At 71.6% G+C, this 20289-nt stretch carries 18 protein-coding genes and 2 riboswitches; of the genes, 6 read left to right on the forward strand and 12 right to left on the reverse strand.

Translation table 11 applies throughout. The features are described 5' to 3' along the window. The 4 genes from ACWEQG_RS19165 to ACWEQG_RS19180 form a co-directional block, all read right to left on the reverse strand. Positions 1-317, reverse strand: a 317-nt coding sequence (locus ACWEQG_RS19165; protein WP_452286330.1) for a Clp protease N-terminal domain-containing protein, incomplete at its 3' end; no start/stop codon positions are given. Between the two features lie 315 nt (positions 318-632). Next, a complete protein-coding gene (locus tag ACWEQG_RS19170) occupies positions 633-977 on the reverse strand; it encodes a histone-like nucleoid-structuring protein Lsr2 (RefSeq protein WP_079319595.1) in 345 nt (114 codons plus the stop codon). 1296 nt (positions 978-2273) lie between these two features. Further along, complete coding sequence (locus ACWEQG_RS19175; protein WP_452286332.1) at positions 2274-3614, reverse strand: RDD family protein; 1341 nt, start codon at positions 3612-3614, stop codon at positions 2274-2276. Positions 3615-3762: 148 nt separating this feature from the next. After that, positions 3763-4314 (reverse strand): amino-acid N-acetyltransferase, encoded by a 552-nt coding sequence (locus tag ACWEQG_RS19180; protein WP_452286334.1) that lies wholly within the window; start codon positions 4312-4314, stop codon positions 3763-3765. Between the two features lie 390 nt (positions 4315-4704). Further along, positions 4705-4857: riboswitch (cyclic di-AMP (ydaO/yuaA leader) on the forward strand. Positions 4858-5009: 152 nt separating this feature from the next. Here ACWEQG_RS19180 and ACWEQG_RS19185 point away from each other — a divergent pair. Then, complete coding sequence (locus ACWEQG_RS19185; RefSeq protein ID WP_452286336.1) at positions 5010-5969, forward strand: NlpC/P60 family protein; 960 nt, start codon at positions 5010-5012, stop codon at positions 5967-5969. Between the two features lie 208 nt (positions 5970-6177). Here the strand turns inward: ACWEQG_RS19185 and ACWEQG_RS19190 are convergent, their stop codons facing one another. Continuing rightward, complete coding sequence (locus ACWEQG_RS19190) at positions 6178-6426, reverse strand: LuxR family transcriptional regulator (RefSeq protein WP_452286338.1); 249 nt, start codon at positions 6424-6426, stop codon at positions 6178-6180. A 311-nt stretch (positions 6427-6737) separates the two neighbouring features. Here ACWEQG_RS19190 and ACWEQG_RS19195 point away from each other — a divergent pair, with 311 nt between their 5' ends. Next, positions 6738-7661, forward strand: coding sequence for a zinc-binding dehydrogenase (locus ACWEQG_RS19195; protein ID WP_452286340.1), 924 nt, complete (start codon positions 6738-6740; stop codon positions 7659-7661). 161 nt (positions 7662-7822) lie between these two features. Here the strand turns inward: ACWEQG_RS19195 and lysS are convergent, their stop codons facing one another. From lysS to ACWEQG_RS19215, 4 genes are all read right to left on the reverse strand, one after another. After that, entirely contained in the window at positions 7823-9508 is a 1686-nt protein-coding gene (gene lysS, locus ACWEQG_RS19200; RefSeq protein WP_452286343.1) for a lysine--tRNA ligase, read from the reverse strand. A gap of 59 nt (positions 9509-9567) precedes the next feature. Next, the gene (locus ACWEQG_RS19205; RefSeq protein ID WP_169988986.1) at positions 9568-10350 is read right to left on the reverse strand and encodes a type III pantothenate kinase; all 783 of its coding nucleotides are present in this window, start codon (positions 10348-10350) and stop codon (positions 9568-9570) included. Positions 10351-10357: 7 nt separating this feature from the next. Further along, on the reverse strand, positions 10358-12859 hold the full coding sequence (locus ACWEQG_RS19210; RefSeq protein WP_452286345.1) for an L-aspartate oxidase: 2502 nt from the start codon (positions 12857-12859) through the stop codon (positions 10358-10360). 66 nt (positions 12860-12925) lie between these two features. Continuing rightward, positions 12926-13609, reverse strand: coding sequence for a TetR/AcrR family transcriptional regulator (locus ACWEQG_RS19215; protein WP_452286347.1), 684 nt, complete (start codon positions 13607-13609; stop codon positions 12926-12928). A gap of 62 nt (positions 13610-13671) precedes the next feature. Here ACWEQG_RS19215 and ACWEQG_RS19220 point away from each other — a divergent pair, with 62 nt between their 5' ends. Beyond that, positions 13672-14301, forward strand: a complete 630-nt coding sequence (locus tag ACWEQG_RS19220) for a class I SAM-dependent methyltransferase (RefSeq protein WP_452286349.1) — start codon at positions 13672-13674, stop codon at positions 14299-14301. Here ACWEQG_RS19220 and panC read toward each other — a convergent pair. Both panC and ACWEQG_RS19230 read right to left on the reverse strand, forming a co-directional pair. Beyond that, the gene (panC, locus tag ACWEQG_RS19225) at positions 14298-15152 is read right to left on the reverse strand and encodes a pantoate--beta-alanine ligase (protein WP_452286351.1); all 855 of its coding nucleotides are present in this window, start codon (positions 15150-15152) and stop codon (positions 14298-14300) included. The two genes, ACWEQG_RS19220 and panC, sit on opposite strands and share 4 nt — an antisense overlap. After that, positions 15143-16033, reverse strand: a complete 891-nt coding sequence (locus ACWEQG_RS19230) for a Rossmann-like and DUF2520 domain-containing protein (protein WP_452286353.1) — start codon at positions 16031-16033, stop codon at positions 15143-15145. The genes panC and ACWEQG_RS19230 overlap by 10 nt, the downstream gene beginning before the upstream one ends. A 229-nt stretch (positions 16034-16262) precedes the next feature. On the opposite strand from ACWEQG_RS19230, the gene ACWEQG_RS19235 reads away from it, so the two are divergent. Together ACWEQG_RS19235 and ACWEQG_RS19240 are read left to right on the forward strand one after the other, a co-directional pair. Beyond that, positions 16263-17243, forward strand: coding sequence for an SAM-dependent methyltransferase (locus ACWEQG_RS19235; protein ID WP_452286355.1), 981 nt, complete (start codon positions 16263-16265; stop codon positions 17241-17243). Next, a complete protein-coding gene (locus ACWEQG_RS19240; RefSeq protein ID WP_452286357.1) occupies positions 17240-17557 on the forward strand; it encodes an antibiotic biosynthesis monooxygenase family protein in 318 nt (105 codons plus the stop codon). The genes ACWEQG_RS19235 and ACWEQG_RS19240 overlap by 4 nt, the downstream gene beginning before the upstream one ends. Here the strand turns inward: ACWEQG_RS19240 and ACWEQG_RS19245 are convergent. Further along, positions 17537-18736 (reverse strand): cytochrome P450, encoded by a 1200-nt coding sequence (locus tag ACWEQG_RS19245; RefSeq protein ID WP_452286359.1) that lies wholly within the window; start codon positions 18734-18736, stop codon positions 17537-17539. The two genes, ACWEQG_RS19240 and ACWEQG_RS19245, sit on opposite strands and share 21 nt — an antisense overlap. A gap of 78 nt (positions 18737-18814) precedes the next feature. Further along, positions 18815-18930: riboswitch (SAM riboswitch) on the forward strand. Positions 18931-18979: 49 nt separating this feature from the next. On the opposite strand from ACWEQG_RS19245, the gene ACWEQG_RS19250 reads away from it, so the two are divergent. Further along, positions 18980-20260, forward strand: a complete 1281-nt coding sequence (locus ACWEQG_RS19250; protein ID WP_452286361.1) for an aminotransferase class V-fold PLP-dependent enzyme — start codon at positions 18980-18982, stop codon at positions 20258-20260. Positions 20261-20289 lie beyond the last annotated feature (29 nt).

A 20289-nucleotide genomic window follows, 5' to 3' on the forward strand; every position in this document is an offset into this window, starting at 1 on the left:
TCGGTGCCGATGTAGTTGTGCCCGAGCTGCAACGCCTCGCGCAGCGACAGCTCAAGAACCTTCTTGGCCCGCGGCGTGAAGGGGATGTGTCCCGATGGCGCCGACTGCCCCTGACCGATGATCTCCTCGACCTGCTGGCGCACCCCCTCGAGACTGATCCCAAGACTCTCCAGAGCCTTGGCCGCCACACCCTCACCCTCATGGATCAGACCAAGAAGAATGTGCTCAGTACCGATGTAGTTGTGGTTGAGCATCCTGGCCTCTTCCTGAGCCAGGACGACAACCCGCCGCGCACGGTCGGTGAACCTCTCGAACATCTCGTCGCTCCTCACGAAGCGGTCAGGCGAGCACGGGAGATCCGGCCCGTCGTTCCGCATGGTAGCCCCGACCCAGCGACCCGCTCCTTGGCAGAAGGGTTCCCCAAGCGAAGGGCGTTCATGCTCTATCCAACCCCCTGCTGGGGGTGACATGTTCCCGATACGCCGCAAGCGAACGAGGTTTTAAGGGAGCACAAACACAATCGCGCGGTTATGCGATCGTCAGGTCCTCCGACGACCGGCATAACCGCACGATCAAGGGTGAAGTTAGGGAGTGTCCCGCCGATCTCGCCGTGGCGATCTTAGGGACACGACCTAGTGCGCGTCCTCGTACGCCTGGACGATCGAGGCGGCAATACGGCCGCGCTCACTCACGGGGTGTCCGTGAGCCTTCGCCCAGGCGCGGATCTCCGCACTCTTCTCGCGGGTCATGGCTCGCTGGCCCCCGCCGCCCGCACCACGACGGCGCCCACGGGCCTGCCCGCTGTCCGCGCGCCGCGCGCTGCTGACGAAAGGCGACAGGGCCTCGCGAAGCCGCTTCGCGTTGCCGTCGCTCAGGTCAATCTCATATGACGTGCCGTCAATCGCGAAGGTGACCGTCTCATTGGCCTCGCCGCCATCGAGATCGTCGATGAGAATCACCTGCGTGTGCTTGGCCATCCGGCAATCCTTTCGCAGCCCATAGTTTGATTCGTCAGCCAAACATATACCCGGTTTCCCCTGGCTGACAATTCAAGATTGCGGATTCTCAGGAACCTCTGAGTCCGGTGACTTCTCGCGTGGCTCCCGTGCCGTGCGGAGACCCGCCGCGTCGGAACGTACCAACTTTACGATGCCGTAGACGACCGCGCCGGCGACGACCACGGAAGGTATCAAGGCGGACAATACCTCTGTCATTCTGCCTCGCTCGTGCCGGGGGTGTCATTAGGTGCACCCGAGGAAATTCCGAGGACGTGGCAAGGTCACCGGCCTCTTGCCGGGCCGGGCACCCTGATACGACCATAGCGCCGGGAGGGACCGGACGCGCCTTCCGGGGTGCCCCAGGAGGGCCCGGGTAATCCCCCGTCTCTCCAGCGGCCTTACCGGATGCACTCGAAATCGTACCCAGAATGCCGACCCGGGCGGTCACCGCTCCCCGGCGTCCCTCCGTTTCACCGCTTGCGCACTTCCCGTACGAGGACGGGCGGCGGTAGCGGCACTCCCCGGGGTTCGGTGAGGCCCGAGCCGTAAGGGCAGGTGAGGGGCCTTGTGGCCAGGCCGGGCAGTCGCGGCCCGACAAGCGCGAAGCCGCAAACACGCTCGTGAAAAAGGCCGGCCGGAGGACGTACGGCCGTTGAAGAGCTCGGGCGAAACGAGGAGCGACGTCTCGGCGCCGGATCTTCACAAGGAGCCCCCGCCCCCTTCTCGTACGGCGCGCACGCCTTGGCGAGATATACGCGCAAGCAGATCGTCACAGCCCGGAAGCCTCGTAAAAAGAGAGGACCGGCCGGTTCCACCAAGATCGACAAGCGGCGGCATGAAGATCGAATAAAGGAGCGGGGCACAATCACGTGGACGGTCCGGGCGGCCGGGCGGCCGACTTTCGCACGGCCAAACGGTCCCCGCATTCCGCGGGCGGCCTCCGCGACCGGGTAGAGCGGTGTGCATCCGGAGCGCCATAAGGGCCCCTGCGGCTCCATACTGCCCCATAAGCGCCCCTGACGGTTCCTTAAGCCGCCCGTGGACCGATATGGCCCGGACGGGGACGGCGAGGGCCGGGCTTAAGGATTGGCGCCGGGGGCGGTCTCGCGGTCATTGGGGGCACCTCTCGGGACGGTGAACCCAAGCATGGCATGCCCGGGCGGCCCCGTACGGTTTTTCCCGCACAGCCGGATGGGCGCCTGGTACCGGCGGCGCCAAAGCGGCCATAGAAAAAGGGGCCGATGGTCCGTTCCATCGGCCCCCCCCCAACGGTCGTTACCTGACCTTGACCACCACGGTCTTGGCGACCTTGTCATGCAACGCCTGCTGCAACGGCCTGTCCCAAAGCAGCCACAGGATATTCAGCAACGAGAAGATGCCCGCCAGGTACGTGACGAAGGGAATCCAGCGCACCAACTGCGGACCCCACATCACGATTGCGCGCTTACCGGCCGTGTCGACGGCGAGGCCGCCGTCGAGGGTTCCGCCGATCGATACGACCTTGATGCCCATCGCGATCTTTCCGAGCGTCTGCCCGCGCTGGCGCAGCATGACGAACTCGTAACCGACCATGACGATGCCGGCCAGGATCGCCGTGAGCAGTTCCGCCAGGAAGTAACCGCCTCCCGGGGTGATCGTCCCGTTCGCGATGTCAACGCTCGGGTTGGTGATGATGATCGCCGCGATCACGACCGAGATGATCCCGAAGGGGATGCCGACGACCACGCCGTCGATGATGCGGGCGACGAGGCGCTGCCACCACTCCGCGAGCGGCGCCGGGGCGCCGGGCGGGATCGGCCCCGCGGCCGCGTACGGCTGGCCGTAGGCGGGCTGGGCGTAGCCCTGCTGGCCGTACTGCTGGGCGCCGTAAGCCTGCTGCTGACCGTAGCCCTGCTGCTGGCCGTACCCCGGCTGGCCGTACTGCTGCTGACCGTAGTCCTGCGAGGCGGCCTGCTGGGCGCCGTAGCCCTGCTGACCGTACTGCTGCTGGCCGTAGCCGCCCTGCTGCTGACTCTGCTGGGCGCCGTAGCCCTGCTGGCCGTACTGCTGCTGGGCGCCGTACCCCTGCTGCTGACCGTGCTGCTGACCGTAGTCCTGCGAGGCGGCCTGCTGGCCGTACCCCTGCTGGGGTCCGGTCTGGCCGTAGCCCTGCTGCTGGCCCTGCTGGGCGCCGTAGCCCTGCTGGCCGTACTGCTGCTGGGCGCCGTACCCCTGCTGCTGACCGTAGCCCTGCTGCGGGGTCTGCTGGCCGTACCCCTGCTGGGGCCCGGTTTGACCGTAGCCCTGCTGCGGGCCCGTCTGGCCGTAGCCCTGCTGGCCGTACTGCTGCTGGGCGGCCTGCTGGCCGTACCCCTGCTGGGGTCCGGTCTGGCCGTAGCCCTGCTGCTGGCCCTGCTGGGCCCCGTAGCCCTGCTGCTGGCCGTAGCCGCCCTGGGCGGCGTCGTAGCCGGGCGGCTGCTGCGGGCCCGTGTTCTGCCCCGTGTGGCGGTAGTTGACGACCGTCACGTCAGGGTCGTAGTCCTGGGCCTGTCTGTCCGTGCCGTACCCGGGGTGCGATGACGGCGGTGGCGTTCCGTCCGACTCGTCCTGGGGGTACGGCGGCTGTCCGGTGCTCACCGTGTCACCTCGTTTCGAAGACGCATGCGCCGCACGTCCGTAGCACACGCTGATATTGCCAAAAGTAGCGACAGGCGTAACAACAGTCACCTTTGCGGACACTGACAATTCGCGTCAAGATCATTATCTGCCGGGACGTGAACGGCGGTCAATGGCGGTCGAGGTGCAGCAACATCCGGGTGTTCCCCAGAGTGTTCGGCTTGACGTGCTCCAGATCCAGGAACTCGGCGACACCCTCGTCGTACGACGCGAGCAGTTCCGCGTACACCTCGGGAGAGACCGGTGTGCCCTGAATGGGCCGGAAGCCGTGCCGGGCGAAGAACTCGACCGCGAACGTGAGGCAGAAGACCCTCCGCACGCCGAGGTCCCGGGCGGTCTCGATGAGCGCGGCGACGATCCGGTGACCGATGCCCCCACCACGCACCACGGGGTCCACGGCGACGGTCCTGATCTCGGCGAGGTCCTCCCACAGCACGTGCAACGCGCCGCAGCCGACGACCTGCCCGCCCACCTCCGCGACCCAGAACTCCTGCACGTCCTCGTACAGCGTCACCGTGCTCTTCTTGAGCAGACGGGGGCCGACGCCCGAGTACGCGTCGACGAGGCGCCGGATCGCCCGGACGTCCGGCGTCCTGGCCCGGCGCACCGTCACGGCCGTGGCACCCGAACCACTGGATGTCTGCGCGGCGACCTGCTCCATGAGCGGTCAGCCTAGCCGGACGGAATCCGATCCCTCATAGTCGGCGCGAAGGACCTCCACGGATAACGGTCATTCCCAAACACCACGCCCGACATGAGGCCTGACCCTGTGTAGCCGTCAGGATACGGATGGACGCCCAGCCGGCCCGCGAGACCGCGATCCGGTTCGTCCCACTTTTTCCGGCAGTCCGCACGGCACATCCACCACCTCGAATCGCTCCAAACACAGGTGAACGCGGATGTATCCCCATTGAGCCCGTGACCCAGCTGTGATCGTTTGGTTGTCAAACGTAGACGGGTTTCGGAGTTCTGGTTGAGCAAGAACTCGCCGTGCACTATCGTCCAGCGACGATGCCGGTCATCGTGAGCGCTCACGGCGGCCGGGCGCCGAATCTTCGAAGCACCGAGTGCGGAGGGGAGCCGGGGACCCAACTGCAGGATCAGGATCGGTTCGGTCTAGATCGTCAAGGGGTGAATCCACCAAGGTAGGGCTACTCCGGCCCGAACCCGTCAGCTAACCCGGTAGGCGCTCAGTAGTGCCCCGCCACATGGCCGTGCTCCACGACACACGGCCTGCCGCGGGGCACATGTGGGAGAGGAGCTCGGTTGCGCACGCGTGGAGGACGGCCGGCGGGCAGGCACGCCCGCCACCGACGGTCCGGATCCGGCACGGCCGGTCCGGGTGCCATCCGCCGATTGGCGTTCGTCGGCGTCGCGCTCACCGCGATCACGTTCGGCGCCCCGGTGGTCCGCGCCACCGCCGACCCCAAGCCGAGCCTCAAGGAGCTCACGGAGCAGGTCGAGAGCCTCTACACCGAGATCGAGAGCCTCACCGAGCAGTACAACGGCGAGCGCGTGCGGCTTAAGGCGGCCGAGCGGTCCGCCGAGCTCGCCAAGAAGAACCTCGCCAAGAGCGAGGCCGAGCTGGAGGTCCGCCGGCAGAAGGCCAACGCCCTCGCGCAGCACTCCTACATGACCAACGGGCTCGGCAACGCGCTCGTGCTCATCGACAGCGACGCCGACCCGCAGAAGTACCTGAGCCAGGCCTCCACGACGTACGCGCTGGAGCTGCAGGAGAGCCAGGAGGTCGCCGAGGTCACCAAGGCCATGGACGCCGCCTCGCGGGCCAGGGAAAGCGCGGCGGCCCGGCAGACCGAGGTCAAGAAGCTGCTCGCCGGCCTCGACTCGCGCCGCGACAAGATCAACGCGCTGATCAAGAAGACCGAGAGCAGCCTCTACCGGCAGGTCGCCCGCACGATCGGCAGCCAGACGCGCAGCCGGATGTCGTTCCCGATCGTGGGCGACGGCAAGGCCGCCCAGGCGGCCCGCTGGGCCCTCAGGCAGCAGCTCAAACCGTACGTGTGGGGCGCCGAGGGCCCGAACTCCTTCGACTGCTCGGGCCTGGTCATGGCGGCCTACCAGTCCGTCGGCATCAGCCTGCCCCACTACACGGGCAACCAGTGGACGGCCGGCACCCACATCTCCCGTGACCAGCTCCGCCCCGGCGACCTGGTGTTCTTCTACTCCGACCTGCACCACGTGGGCATCTACATCGGCGGCGGTTACATGATCCACGCGCCGCGCACGGGAGACGTCATCCACATCGCGAAGATCGCCGGACGGCCGTTCGCGGGAGCGGTGCGCGTCGCCGACTGAGCGGGGCCGCCGGGACAGCGCGCCGCGAGAGCGCGAGCCGGAGCGCACGCCGGCTGAACCGCGCCGCGAGACCGCGCGAGCCGGAGCGCACGCCGGCCGAGCCGCGCCGCGAAAGAGCGCACGCCGGTTGAGCCGCCGCTTGGACGGCTCCGCCGGCGTCGCCGCTTTCTCCGGCGCCCTTCCCGACCTCGTGCGCTCCGGAACGCGGTCAGATGAGGCGGCGTCGTGCCGCCCAGGCGACTGCCTCGATCGCCGTCGCGACGCCGATGCGGTCGCAGATGCCCCGCAGCCGCCGCCGCACGGTGCGTCCGCTGACGTCGAGACTGCGGCCCACGCGGTCTGCGGTCACGCCCTTGGCCAGCTCCGCGAGAAGAAGTAAGTCCTCATCGGTGAGACCGGCACGATCAAAGTCCGAGGCGAGACTGTCACCTCGGTAGACGACCTCGGGAACACCCATCGTCCGCCCTCCCCCACGACGATGATTCGTCGGCCCACCCTCCAGGGACGGTAAACGCCTGCCGCGAAGGTCGTCAAGGTCGAAAGCCGACCGGCCGGTCGTACGCCTTCCGGGGCGCCTCGGCAGCCTCCGCCCGATCGCTTCCGGCGGCACTCGGAGATTTCACCCAGGCACGTGAGCCGGCAGTCGGGTTCGGACCGGCACCGAGGGTGATTACACCTTTCCTCCGCCTTACTTACGCACTTACAGGTGCCTACTAACCGAAGGAGAGTAACTCCCCCTACGCTCGCTGCCAGGTGGAAGGAGGACACATGAGAACACTGGTGGCACAGGACGGTGCCGTACGGGTGGTCGAGACGCCCGATCCCGAGCCGGGGCCGGGCCAGGTGCGGATCAGGGTGGAGGCGGCCGCCGTCAACCCGATCGACCTCATCACCGCCTCGGGCGCCCTGCCCGATTACGGCCTCACGCCCCGTCTGGAGGCGTACGCGCTGGGCTGGGACGTGGCGGGCGTGGTCGACCGGGCCGGAGCGGGCGTGACGGCCCTACGCTCCGGTGAGCGCGTCATCGGGCTGTCGGACCGGCTGACCGACCGGCCCAAAGCCCAGTCGGACCTGGTGGTGCTGGACGAGACGGCCGTCGCGCCGGCGCCCGCCGGGGTGGCCGCGCCCGAGGCGTCGACACTGCCGCTGAACGCGCTCACCGCCGTCCAGGCGCTCGACCTCGCCGGGCTCGACAAGGGCGAGACCCTGCTCGTCACGGGCGCGGCCGGGGGCCTCGGCGGCTACCTCGTGGAGCTGGCCACGGCGCGGGGGATCAGGGTCGCCGCGGTCTCCGCGCCCGGCGACGAGCCGCTCGTGCGGGGCTTCGGCGCGGAGTGGTTCATACCGAGGGGCGCCGACCTGGCCGCGACCGTCAGGGCCGTCGTTCCCGGCGGCGTGGACAGCGTGGTGGACGCGGCGGTCGCCGGCCTGCCCGCGCTGGACGCCGTGCGCAACGGGGGCGCGTTCGTCGCCGTCGCCGCCGGGCAGGCCCCGCTCCCGTTGCGCGGCATCCGGGTCTCGACGGTGTTCGTCCGCGCCGACGCGGACCAGCTCTTCGACGTGACGAAGCTGGCCGAGGCCGGACTGCTGACCACGCGGGTCGCCGGCACCTATCCCCTGGAGCGGGCGGCCGAGGCGTACGAACGCCTGCGCGGGGGTGGCCTGCGCGGCCGGCTGGTCCTGCTGCCCTGAAATTCCGGTGCCCTGGCGTGCCGGTGCCCCGACGCCGCCGGACCGGCGCGCGGACGGGAACGGGTCCGGTACGACCGCGGGCCGGACGGCGATGCCGTCCGGCCCGCGGCGCCGGCTAATCGGCGGTGCGGCCCGCCCCCGGGACATGAGACACGGCGCGCTCAGGCACGACCGAGCAGCTCACGCACCCGGTCGCGGCCCACCGCCAGCAGCAGCGTGGGCAGGCGCGGGCCGGTGTCGCGGCCGACGAGCAGGCGGTAGAGCAGGGCGAAGAAGGCCCGCTGGGCCGCCTTCAGCTCGGGCGTTGCCGCCTTGGCGTCCATGTCGAGCCCGGCCTGCACCTTCGGCACGCCGTACACGAGGGTGGTCAGCCCGTCGAGCGACCAGTGCGCGTCGAGGCCCTCCGCCAGCAGGCGCAGCGACTCGCGGTCCTGCTCGCCGAGCGTGTCGAGCAGCTCCTTGTCGGGTGTCTCGCGCACCTGCGTGCGGTCCTCCGCGGGCACGTAGGTGTTCACCCAGTGCTGGGCGCGGTCGAGCCGGGGCCGCAGCTCGTCCAGCCCGGTGATCTCCGGGTCGAACGCGCGCAGGATGCGCAGCGTCTGCTCCTCGTGCCCGGTGGCGATGTCCACGACCGAGGCGAGGGTGCGGTAGGGCAGCCGCCTCGGCGTCTCCGGCAGCGTCCTGGACGCGGTGCTCGACGCGCGGCGGTAGGCCGCCTGGTCGGCCGGCAGCGCCGTGCCGTCCTGCACCTTCCTGGTCAGCGTGTCCCACTCGTCGTACATCCGCTGAATCTCCTGGTCGAAGGAGACCTTGAACGACTGGTTGGGACGGCGGCGGGCGTAGAGCCAGCGCAGCAGCGCGGGCTCCATGATCGACAGAGCGTCGGCCGGAGTCGGCACGCCGCCCTTGGAGCTGCTCATCTTGGCCATGCCGCTGATGCCGACGAAGGCGTACATCGGCCCGATCGGCTGCGGCGCGTCGAACACCTCGCGGACGATCTGACCGCCGACGACGAACGACGAGCCCGGCGAGCTGTGGTCCACGCCCGACGGCTCGAAGACCACGCCCTCGTACGCCCAGCGCATCGGCCAGTCGACCTTCCACACCAGCTTGCCGCGGGTGTGCTCGGACAGCAGGACGGTCTCACTGTGGCCGCACACGCAGGTGTACGACATCGCGGTGGTCTCGTCGTCGTAGGAGGTGACCGTGGTCAGGTCGCGGTCGCAGGCCGAGCAGTAGGGCTTGTAGGGGTAGTAGCCCCCGGCGCCGGAACCGTCGTCCTCGCTCGCGGCCCCCGAGCCCTCCAGCGCGGCGGCCTCGTCGGCGTCCACGACGTCCTTGGCCTTCGCCTTCTTGGTGCGGTACTGGTCGAGGATCGCGTCGATCCGCCGCCGCTCGCGCATGGCGAGCAGCACCTGCTCCCGGTACGCCCCGGAGGTGTACATCTGCGTCTGGCTGATGCCCTGGAACTCCACCCCGAGCTCGTTGAGCGCGGCGATCATCGGCGCCTTGAAGTGCTCGGCCCAGTTCGGGTACTCGCTGCCGGGCGGGGCCGGGACGGTGGTCAGCGGCTTGCCGATGTGCTCGTTCCACGAGGGGTCGATGCCCACCGGCACCTTGCGGAAGCGGTCGAAGTCGTCCCACGAGATGATGTGCACGCACTCGTGACCCCGCCGCCTGATCTCGTCGGCCACCAGATGCGGGGTCATGACCTCGCGCAGGTTGCCCAGGTGGATCGGGCCCGACGGGCTGAGGCCGGACGCGCAGACGATGGGTTTGCCCGGTGCGCGCCGTTCAGCCTCGGCGATGACCTCATCGGCGAAACGCGCCACCCAGTCGGCGTCCATCACGTCAGTCCTCTCTGAACGGGATCCTGCCCTCTATGGTCCCGTACGCGAGGGAGTCGTCAGGACGCGTTACGGGCGTAGACCAGCCGCAGGCCGATCAGCGTGAGCCAGGGCTCGTGCACGTCGATGGTACGGGCCTCGCCGATGATCAGCGGCGCACCGGTGCCCGTGGCGACCACGGTGACGTCGTCGGGGTCGGAGGCCAGCTCGGCCGTCATGCGGTCCACGATCCCGTCCACCAGGCCGGCGAAGCCGTAGATGATGCCCGACTGGAGCGCCTCCACCGTGTTCTTGGCGATCACCGACCGCGGCCGGACCAGCTCGACCTTGTGCAGCTGGGCCCCGGCCGTGGCGAGCGCGTCCACCGAGATCTCCAGGCCGGGGGCGGTCACCGCGCCGACGTACTCGCCCCGGGCCGAGACCGCGTCGAACGACGTGGCCGTGCCGAAGTCCACGATCACGCACGGCCCGCCGTACAGGGCGGTGGCGGCGAGCGCGTTCACGATGCGGTCGCTGCCGACCTCCTTGGGGTTGTCCATCCGCACCGGGACGCCGGTGCGGACGCCGGGCTCGACGACCACGGCCGTGACGTCGCCGTAGTAGCGCCGGGACATCTCCCGCATCTCGTTGAGCACCGACGGGACCGTGGAACAGATCGCGATGCCGCTGATGTCGGCGTCCTTGAGCAGCGGCGACTGCCCGAGGAGACCCTGGAGCACCACCGCGATCTCGTCCGCGGTGCGGCGCGGATCGGTGGCGATCCGCCAGTGCTCGATCACCTCTTCACCCTCGAACAGGCCCAGCACAGTGTGGGTGTTGCTGACGTCGATGGTGAGCAGCATTCCCTGATTATGCCTCACGAAGATCCAGGCCCAGGTCGAGTGCCGGGGCCGAGTGGGTGAGCGCGCCGACGGCCAGGTAGTCGACCCCCGTCTCGCCGACGGCGCGGGCCATGTCCAGGGTCAGCCCGCCGCTCGACTCCAGCCGCGCCCGCCCGGCCACCAGCCGTACGGCCTCGGCGAGCTGGTCCACGGTGAAGTTGTCGAGCAGGATCTCGTCGGCGCCCTCGGCCAGGACCGGCTCGATCTGGTCGATCCGGTCCACCTCGACCTCGATCGGCAGGCCGGGGAAGGCCTGCCGTACGGCGCGGAACGCCTCGGCGACGCCTCCGGCGGCGACGACGTGGTTGTCCTTGATCAGCGCGGCGTCGTGCAGGCCCATCCGGTGGTTGACCCCGCCACCGGCCCGGACGGCGTACTTCTCCAGCGCGCGCAGCCCGGGCAGGGTCTTGCGGCTGTCGCGGATCCGGGCGCCGGTGCCCTCCACGGCGTCCACCCAGCGGCGGGTCTGGGTGGCGATGCCGGACAGGTGGGTGAGGAAGTTGAGCGCGGTGCGCTCCAGCGTGAGCAGGTCCCTGGTGGCGCCCCGCACGGTCAGCACCACGTCGCCGGGGCGCACCCGGTCGCCGTCGGCGGCGTGCCGCTCGACCTCGACCTGCCCGCCGGCCTGGCGGAAGACGGTCTCGGCCACGGCGAGGCCGGCGACGACGCCCTCCTTGCGCGCCACCACGTCGGCGACGGCTCGCTGGCCGGCGGGGATGGTGGCGACCGAGGTCACGTCCTGTCCCCCGGCCAGGTCCTCCTCCAGCGCGGCCCGGACGAGACCGAGCACGATGTCCGGGTCGAGGCCGGCCTTGTCCAGCTCGGTCCGCAGTTCCTCGTGAGGCGTGTGCGTCAAGGTCAGTCCCTCCGCAGTCAGCGCGATGTCGATGTGCGCCCGCCAGCGGGCGTCGTCGCGGTCGGGGTGGTCCTCCCGCCAGTGGGAGCCGCGGGTCTCCTCGCGCACGGCCGCCGCGGCGACCAGTGCGGAGGCCACCGTGAGGAGGTTGGTGGCCTCCCACGACTCGGTGCAGGGCTCGACCGCGACCGGCGTCCAGCGGGCGTCGGAGAGCGCGCGGGCGACCTGCGCGAGGCTGCGGTCGCTGCGCAGCACCCCGGCGCCCCGGCTCATGTGGCCCTGGACCCTCGGGCGCGTACGCGGGTCGGCCAGGCCCTCGGGCCGGTCGTCCCGCGCGGGCTCGCGCGGGGTGGGCTTCTTCGCGGCCAGATCGGCGGCGATGCGCTCGCCGTAGACGAGCCCTTCCAGGAGGGAGTTGGAGGCCAGCCGGTTGGCGCCGTGCACGCCAGTGCAGGCCACCTCTCCGCAGGCGTACAGGCCGGGCACGCTGGTCCTGCCGTACAGGTCGGTGCGCACGCCGCCGCTCGCGTAATGGGCGGCGGGGGCGACGGGGATGGGCTCGGTGACGGGGTCGATGCCGTGCTCGCGGCAGACGGCGAGGATCGTGGGGAACCTGGAGCGCCACTTCTCCTCGCCGAAGTGGGTGGCGTCGAGGTAGACGTGGTCGGCGCCGGTCCGCGCCATCCGGCGCATGATCGCCTTGGCGACCACGTCGCGGGGCGCGAGGTCGGCCAGCTCGTGCACGCCCCGCATGAAACGCTCGCCGTCCGAGTCGATCAGCACGGCGCCCTCGCCGCGTACGGCCTCGGAGACGAGGGGCTGCTGGCCGGTCGAGCCCTCCCCCAGCCACAGGACCGTGGGGTGGAACTGCACGAACTCGATGTCCCTGACGACCGCGCCGACCCGCAGGGCCAGCGCCACGCCGTCCCCGGTGGACACGACGGGGTTGGTGGTGGCCGCGTAGACCTGGCCCATGCCGCCGCTGGCCAGCACCACGGCCCCGGCCCGTACGGCGCCGACGCCGTCGCGGGCGCCCTCCCCCATGACGTGGAGCGTGACCCCGCAGGCGTGGCCCTCGGCGTCGAGCAGGAGGTCGAGGGCGAGGGCGTGCTCGATGACCTCGATGCGGGGCTCGGCCAGCACGGCCTCGACCAGAGCCCGCTGCACCTCGGCGCCGGTCGCGTCGCCGCCCGCGTGCACGATCCGGTTGCGGCGGTGGCCGCCCTCGCGGGTGAGCTGGAGCTCGCCGTCGGTGCCCCGGTCGAACTCGGCGCCGTGGCTCATCAGCCGCTTCAGCGCGTCGGGGCCCTCGGTGACCAGGACGCGTACGGCCTCCTCGTCGCACAGGCCGACCCCGGCGACGAGGGTGTCCCTCAGGTGCTCGTCGGGGGTGTCCTCGGGGTCGAGGACGGCGGCGATGCCGCCCTGGGCCCAGCGGGTGGACCCGGCCGACAGCACGTCCTTGGTGACCACGAGCACCCGCGCCCGGGGGTCGAGCTCGACGTGGCGCAGCGCCACGGTGAGGCCGGCGATGCCGGACCCGATCACGACGGCGTCGGCCTCGACGGTCCAGCCGGGTGCGGGGGCGGTGAGTCTGCGTGCGAGCGCCACCATGAGGGGATCCCCTTTCGTCATAATGACGATAACGCCCCCCGTGCGATGGTGCCGCCCCGGCCCCTCCTATCCGGCGTCCCCCCGGCCACGGCCCTCGGCGCCACCCGTGCCCGCCGCGGGGTCCGCGCAGAGCTGGGCGGCCAGAGTGCCGTAGGCCCATTCCTCCCACCTGTCCGGCGACCAGCCGCGGTCCCGTACGAACAGCAGGTAGAGCTGCGGGCTGAGCAGGCAGAACAGCAGGTCCGCGGCCAGCTCGGCGGTGACGTCGGGGCGGACGCCGGGCTTGCCGGCCAGCGCCTGGGCCGCGGCGTGCTGCACGACGTAGCGCGGATCGGGGCCGTCGGGCCACTGCGCGGCGATCTGCGGGTCGGCGGCCCCGGCGGACTCGATCATCGGTATGAGCGGGGCGACCCGGCCGAGGATCTCGCCCGTGCCGCGGACATGCGCGCGCAGCTGACCGGCCGCGGTGGGCGCGGCGCACGCGGCGCGGAACCATTCACGGTCCATGGTCGCCACCGGCTCGGTGTCGCCGGCGATGGACGTGTCGACGACGTGCTTGAACAGCGTGCGCTTGTTGCCGAAGACGAAGTAGACCGTCTGGACGGCCACGCCCGCCCGGTCGGCGACCTCCTGCAGGCTCGTGGCCCCATAGCCCTGCGCGACGAACAGCTCCCGCGCCGCCTCGATGACCTTCTCCCGTGTGCGGCGCGAGCGCTCGGCCCGTTTGTCCGGCCTCTTGACGGTGTCCACGGCGTGAGTCTATCTCTAGAGTTGAACACTAGAGTTGACCTCTAACAAGCGGGAGCGCGATCATGGACGGGCCGGACACGACTCAGGACGCGGACCACGAGGAGGCGGTGCGCCGGGCGCTGGAGGAGTACTACCGGGCCGGCAAGCCGCCGTGGGACACCGGCGTGACGCCGCCCGAACTGGTGGCCCTGATCGAGGGGCGCGACGCCCTGCCGCCCGGCCGCGCTCTGGAGCTCGGCTGCGGCACCGGAACAAACGCCATATATCTGGCCCGGCACGGCTGGGAGGTCGTGGCCGTCGACCTGGTCGAGCGCGCGGTCGAGCAGGCCCGGGAGAAGGCCGAGGCGGCGGGAGTGGCCGTACGGCTGCTGCACGCGGACGCCACGAGGCTCGACGAGGCGGACGTGCCCGGCCCCTACGACCTGTTCTTCGACCTGAGCTGCTACTGCGGCATCCCGCCGCACCGCCGCGACGCCTACGCCGAAGGGCTCACCAGGCGCGCCGCCCCCGGCGCACGGCTGCTGATGTTCGGCTACGGCCCCGGAACGCTCGACGACACGTTCTCCGGGGTCACCGCCGACGAGCTGCGGGCCAGGTTCGCCGGCTGGGAGCTGGCCGACGTCACACCCGGCACGAACCCGTTCCCCACCTTCTGGTTCACCCTGCGGGCCGGGGGAGCCCGAGTTCCCTAAAGGGTCACGACCACGTTGTCGATGAGACGGGTGGTGCCGACCTTGGCGGCGACGGCGAGGACGGCCTCGCCCCGGTGGTCGTCGCCGACCGGCCCGAACGTCGCGGGATCGGCCAGGATCAGATAGTCGAGCAGCAGCGGCGGGTCGAAGCGGGCGGCCTCCTCCAGCACGGCCCGCGCGGCGTCGAGGATTCCGGCCGGCCCCGCCGTCCCGGCCCGTGCCGCGCCGGCCCGCAGCGCCCGCGACAGCGCGAGCGCGGTACGGCGGTCGGCCTCGGACAGATACCTGTTGCGGCTCGACAGCGCGAGGCCGTCGGGCTCCCGCACGGTCGGCGCGCCGACGATCGACACGGGGACGTCGAGGTCGGCCACCATCCGCCGGATCAGCGCGAGTTGCTGGGCGTCCTTCTGCCCGAAGACCGCGACGTCCGGCCGCACCAGGTTGAACAGCTTGAGCACCACGGTCAGCACGCCGTCGAAGTGGCCGGGCCGGAAGGCGCCCTCGACCACCCCGCCCATGCCGCCCGCCGAGACCTCCACCTGGCGGTCCGGCAGGTACATGTCGTCGGCCGAGGGCGCGAAGACCACGCCCACGCCCTCCTCCTCGCACGCCCGGAGGTCGGCGTCGAACGTACGGGGGTAACGGGAGAAGTCCTCGCCGGGGCCGAACTGCAGGGGGTTGACGAACACGCTGACCACCACGTGGTCGGCGTGCTCGCGCGCCAGCCGGATGAGCGACCTGTGGCCCTCGTGGAGCGCCCCCATCGTGGGGACCAGGGCGATCCTCCCGGGGCCGAGCGCGTCCCTCGCCTTGACGAGGCCGGCCCGGTCGGCGGCGACGGTCAGGTCCATATGTTCCCTCCCAGGGCGTCCAGCAGGCGTTCGGCCGCCTCCGGCTTGAGCAGCCCCGCCGCGAGTGCCCGGTCGGCGGTGAGTCTAGCGAGGGCGACGTACGCGTCCGCGGCCTCGGGGGCGGCCAGGATGAGCGCGTCGACGTGCTTGCGCACCGTGCCCGCGTCGCCGCGCACCACGGGCCCGGTGAGCCCGGTGATGCCCAGGCGCAGCACGTTGTCGAGGGCGGCGCTCAGCAGCGGGGCGAGCATCCGGCCCGGGTGCTCCACGCCGATCTTCGCGAGCAGTTCCTGCGACTCGGCCACGAGCGTCACCATGTGGTTCGCGGCGCCGGCCAGGGCGGCGTGGTAGAGCGGCCGGTCCCGGTCGGCGATCCAGACCGGCTCGCCGCCCATCTCGATCACCAGGGCCTCGGCCACCGGCCGCAGCAGGTCGGGCGCGGTGACGCCGAACGAGCAGCCGTTGAGCCGGGTCAGGTCGTCGCTCCTGCCGGTGAACGTCATCACGGGATGCAGCGCGAGCGGCAGCGCGCCCGCCTCGGCCGCGGGATCCAGCACGCCCAGGCCGTACGCGCCGCTCGCGTGCGCGAGGAGCTTGCCGCGCAGGTCGGCGCCGGTGGCGGCGAGGCCGGACACGAGGCCGGGCAGCACGTCGTCCGGCACGGTGAGCAGCACGAGCTCGGATTTGGCGATCACCTCGTCCGGCCTGCTGAGCTGCAGGCCGAGGCGGTCGGCGGCCCGTCGCGCCGACGCGTCGGACACCCCGCTGGCCGCCACCACCCGATGACCCGCGAGCATGAGCGCGGCTCCGAGCACGGAGCCGACCCGTCCCGCGCCGAGCACTCCCACGGCGAGCCGCGCCGGGCGGTCACTTGTGTCCATGACGCCTCCCCTCGGTTCAGCGTAGCGGCGGCGCTCCCGCCGACCCGGCTCCAGGTCATGTCTGCCAGATCAAGCCCTGCCGGGCGTGGCTCAGCCGGGCAGGCACGCCTCGGTCGTCCTAACCCAACGGTCCGATTTTGTCCCGTTTCTCACAGGCCTATGTTGAGCCATAAGTACGAAAGTGACTACTTTTCGTCACGGCCCCGGCGTGTCGGTACCGTGAAGCCCTGTGGAAGTCACCTGGCGGGAGGCCATGCGGCGGGCGCTCTACGGTGAGCGGGGCTTCTACCTGCGGGAGCGCCCCGACCGGCATTTCCGGACATCGGTGCACGCCTCGCCGGTCTTCGCCGAGGCGGTGCTGCGCCTGCTCCGGCGGGTCGACGCCGCCCTCGGCCGGCCCCACCCGGTCGATCTCGTGGACATGGGCAGCGGCGACGGTCTCCTGGCCGCCCGGGTGCTCGCCGCCGCGCCGCCGGACCTCGCGGAGCGGCTGCGGGTCACCGCCGTCGACCTGTCCCCCCGGCCCGGCGACCTCGATCCCCGCGTCGCCTGGGAGCCGCGGGTCCCGTACGGCGTCGGCGGCCTGGTGGTCGCCAACGAGTGGCTCGACAACGTGCCGCTCGACGTCGCCGAGATGACGCCGGACGGCCCACGTCTGGTGCTCGTCGATCCGGCGACCGGCGAGGAGCGGCCCGGGCCGGCTCCCGCCCCCGAGGACATGGCCTGGCTGGAGCGCTGGTGGCCGCTGCGGTTCGCCGGGGAGCGCGCCGAGATTGGCCGTCCCCGGGACGAGGCGTGGGCCTCGGTGATCGCGCGGCTGGCGCACGGCACCGCGGTCGCCGTGGACTACGCCCACCTGGCCGGACGGCGGCCCCCGCTCGGCACGCTCACCGGATATCGCGACGGCGCGCCGGTGCCCGCCGTGCCGGACGGGTCGTGCGACATCACCGCCCACGTCGCGCTGGACGCCTGCGCGGCGGCGGGCGAGCGCGCGGGGGCGGAGGCGACCACGCTCACCACGCAGCGGGAGGCGCTGCGCGAGCTGGGGGTCACCGGCGCCCGCCCGCCGCTGGCGCTCGCGTCCGCCGATCCGGCAAGGTACGTACGGACGCTCGGCCGGGCCTCCCAGGAGGCCGAGCTGATCGACCCGGCCGGCCTCGGCGGCTTCGGCTGGCTCAGCCAGTCACGACATCGAGAGGAGCGACCGTGATCGCGAGAATCTGGCGCGCGAGCGCCACCCGGGAGGGCGCGGACCGCTACGAGCGGCATTTCACCGCGTCGGTCCTGCCCTCCCTGCGCGGCGTGGACGGGCACCGTGGCGCGTACCTGCTGCGGCGGGACGCCGACGGCCGGGTGGACATCCAGGTCATGACGCTGTGGGAGTCGATGGACGCGATCCGCCGCTTCGCCGGCGACGATCCCGCCACCGCCGTCGTCGAGCCCGCCGCCCAGGCCGCCCTGCTCGGCTACGACACGACGGTCACGCACCACACGGTCAGCGTGTCAGACGGTGACCTTCAGTGATTCCAGGCCGCGCATGATGTAGCTGGGCTTCCAGCTCGGCTCCTCGGCGAGCTCCAGGCCGGGGGCGAGGCGCAGCAGCGCGCCGAAGGACTCCGCCATCTCGACCCGCGCGAGTGGCGCGCCGAGGCAGAAGTGGATGCCGGCGCCGAACGAGATGTGCGGGTTGTCCGCCCGGCCGATGTCCAGGCGGTCCGGGTCGGCGAAGACCTCGGGGTCCCGGTTCGCCGAGCCGAACAGCAGCGCGATCTCCACGCCTCGGGGGATCGTCACACCGCCGACCTCGACGTCCTCGAGCACCCACCGCTCGAACATCTGCGCCGGGGTGTCGTAGCGCAGCAGCTCCTCCACCGCCGCCGGCATCAGGCCGGGGTCGGCGCGCAGCCGCTCCAGCTCACCCGGGTTGCGGAACAGCGCCCACCACCCGCTGCCGGTGGCGTTGACCGTGGCCTCGTGCCCGGCGTTGAGCAGCAGCACGCAGGTGCCGATCAGCTCGTCCTCGGTCAGCCGGTCGCCGTCGTCCACCACCTGCGCGAGCGCGGAGATCATGTCGTCGCCCGGCCGCTCCCTGCGAGCCCTCGCCAGCCCGCGCAGGTACTCGGCGAACTCCGTCGCGGCGCGTACGGCCGTGTGCTGGACCTCCGGGGACGGGTTCAGCTCGTACATCCCGCAGATGTCGGCCGACCAGGGGCGCAGGAGGTGACGGTCGGCCTCGGGCACGCCCAGCATCTCGGCGATCACGGTGACCGGCAGCGGCTCGGCGACCTCGGCCAGCAGGTCGCCGCCGCCGCGCTCGACCAGTCCCTCGGTCAGCTCGGTCGCGATCCTGCGCACGCGCGGGCGCAGCGACTCGACCATCCGGGGCGTGAAGGCCTTGGACACCAGGCGGCGCAGCCGGGTGTGCACCGGTGGCTCCACGTCGAGCATGCCGGCCCGGACCACCCGCCAGAACGGCTCCTGGAAGTCCGGCTCGGGCTCCCTGCCGAACTCCTCGTGGGCGGCCACGTGCAGGTAGGACCGGCCCAGCCGGCGGTCGCGCAGCAGCGCGTTCACGTCGGCGTGCCGGGCGATCAGCCACTGCCCGGTCGGCTCGAAGAAGCTGACCGGCTCGTTGTCCCGCAGGTCGCGGTAGACGTCGTACGGATGAGCCACGAACTCGGGATTCCAAGGATCAAACTTCACAATGCACACCATAACGCCAAAGCGGCTCTCACCAGCGGGCTTGCCTTCGGGCCCGGATGCCGGGTTATAGTGCGCTCAGGTCATGAGTGCCAGCGTCAAGCCCCGGCTTGCTGGCCGGCAACCCTCGCGCTCGCGGCGGGGTGCCCCGGGTGAGGACCGGGTCCGGCACGAGGTGTGCCGGGCAAGCGCGGGCTCCGCCGTACGACGCCATGGCCGGGGTCCCAGACCCCGAGGAGCTTGGCGTTGTCCGCACTCACCTTCGTCCAGCAGGCCGTCACCCGTGTCACCGAGCCCGACGCCGCCCCCGTACGCCTACCGGCTGTGGTGGGCGCCGGCCTGGAGGTGCCCGTCAGGGGCGGCAGGCTCGTGCCGTACGCGAACCTCGACTACGCGGCGAGCGCGCCCTGTCTCGAGCCGGTGAGCGCCACCGTCGCGGCGGCGCTACCGGCCTACTCCAGCGTCCACCGGGGCGCGGGCTACGCCTCACAGCTCACCACCGCGCGGTACGAGCAGGCCAGGCACACCGTGCGGGCCTTCGTCGGCGCCCGTCCCGGCGACGCCCTGATCTTCGTGCGCAACACGACCGACGCGATGAACCTGCTGGCCCGCAGCCTGCCCGAGGGCACCACCGTCGTCGTGTTCGACACCGAGCACCACGCCTCGCTGCTGCCCTGGCCCGACGCCGTACGGCTCGCGCCGCCCGCCTTCCCCGGCGAGGCGATCCGGGCGGCCGACGAGGCGCTGGCCGCGATCGAGGGCCCGGCCCTGCTCGTCGTGACCGCCGCCTCCAACGTCACGGGCGAGCTGTGGCCGATCGCCGGGCTGGCCCACGTCGCCCACCGGCACGGCGCGCGCATCGCCGTGGACGCGGCCCAGCTCGTCCCCCATCGCGGGCTCAACCTCGCCGCGCTCGACCTCGACTACGTGGCGTTCTCCGGGCACAAGCTCTACGCCCCCTTCGGCGCCGGGGTGCTCGTGGGACGCCCCGACTGGCTCGCCGACGCCGATCCGTACCTGCGCGGCGGCGGAGCCGTACGGTCGGTGGGCGAGACGGTGGACTGGAGCGACGACCCCGAGACGCGGCACGAGGCCGGCACCCCCAACGTGCTCGGCGCGATCGCGCTCGCCGCCGCCTGCGACGCGCTGGCCACGACCGGCTGGATCGCGCTGGTCCAGGAGGAGGAGCGGCTGCTCGCCCGCCTGCGCGCCGGGCTCGCCACGATCCCCGGCGTACGCGAGCTGTCCCTGTGGGGCCCCGACCACCCGCGCGTCGGCATCGTGTCGTTCGCCGTGGAGGGCCGCACGGCGCGAGAGGTCGCCGAGACGCTCTCGGCCGAGCACGGCATCGGCGTCAGGGACGGCAAGTTCTGCGCCCACCCCTTCGTCCGCCACCTCCTCGGCGGGGACGACGCCGGCTGCGCCGACGGCACGGTGAGCGCCGTACGCGCCTCGATCGGCATCGGCACCACCGAGGAGCACGTCGACCGCCTCATCGAGGCCCTTCGCGAGATCGCCGCCGCCTGAAGACGGCAGGTCGGTTCTGGGAGCCTCGC

Source organism: Microbispora sp. NPDC004025, assembly GCF_053604425.1.

Coding starts and splice junctions, on each gene's coding strand:
- ACWEQG_RS19190 (WP_452286338.1), bottom strand. CDS start 6,426: ATGGGTGTTCCCGAGGTCGTCTACCGAGGTGACAGTCTCGCCTCGGAC.
- panC (WP_452286351.1), bottom strand. CDS start 15,152: ATGGACCTGACCGTCGCCGCCGACCGGGCCGGCCTCGTCAAGGCGAGG.
- ACWEQG_RS19180 (WP_452286334.1), bottom strand. CDS start 4,314: ATGGAGCAGGTCGCCGCGCAGACATCCAGTGGTTCGGGTGCCACGGCC.
- ACWEQG_RS19230 (WP_452286353.1), bottom strand. CDS start 16,033: ATGGACACAAGTGACCGCCCGGCGCGGCTCGCCGTGGGAGTGCTCGGC.
- ACWEQG_RS19195 (WP_452286340.1), top strand. CDS start 6,738: ATGAGAACACTGGTGGCACAGGACGGTGCCGTACGGGTGGTCGAGACG.
- ACWEQG_RS19205 (WP_169988986.1), bottom strand. CDS start 10,350: ATGCTGCTCACCATCGACGTCAGCAACACCCACACTGTGCTGGGCCTG.
- ACWEQG_RS19220 (WP_452286349.1), top strand. CDS start 13,672: ATGGACGGGCCGGACACGACTCAGGACGCGGACCACGAGGAGGCGGTG.
- ACWEQG_RS19170 (WP_079319595.1), bottom strand. CDS start 977: ATGGCCAAGCACACGCAGGTGATTCTCATCGACGATCTCGATGGCGGC.
- lysS (WP_452286343.1), bottom strand. CDS start 9,508: ATGGACGCCGACTGGGTGGCGCGTTTCGCCGATGAGGTCATCGCCGAG.
- ACWEQG_RS19210 (WP_452286345.1), bottom strand. CDS start 12,859: ATGGTGGCGCTCGCACGCAGACTCACCGCCCCCGCACCCGGCTGGACC.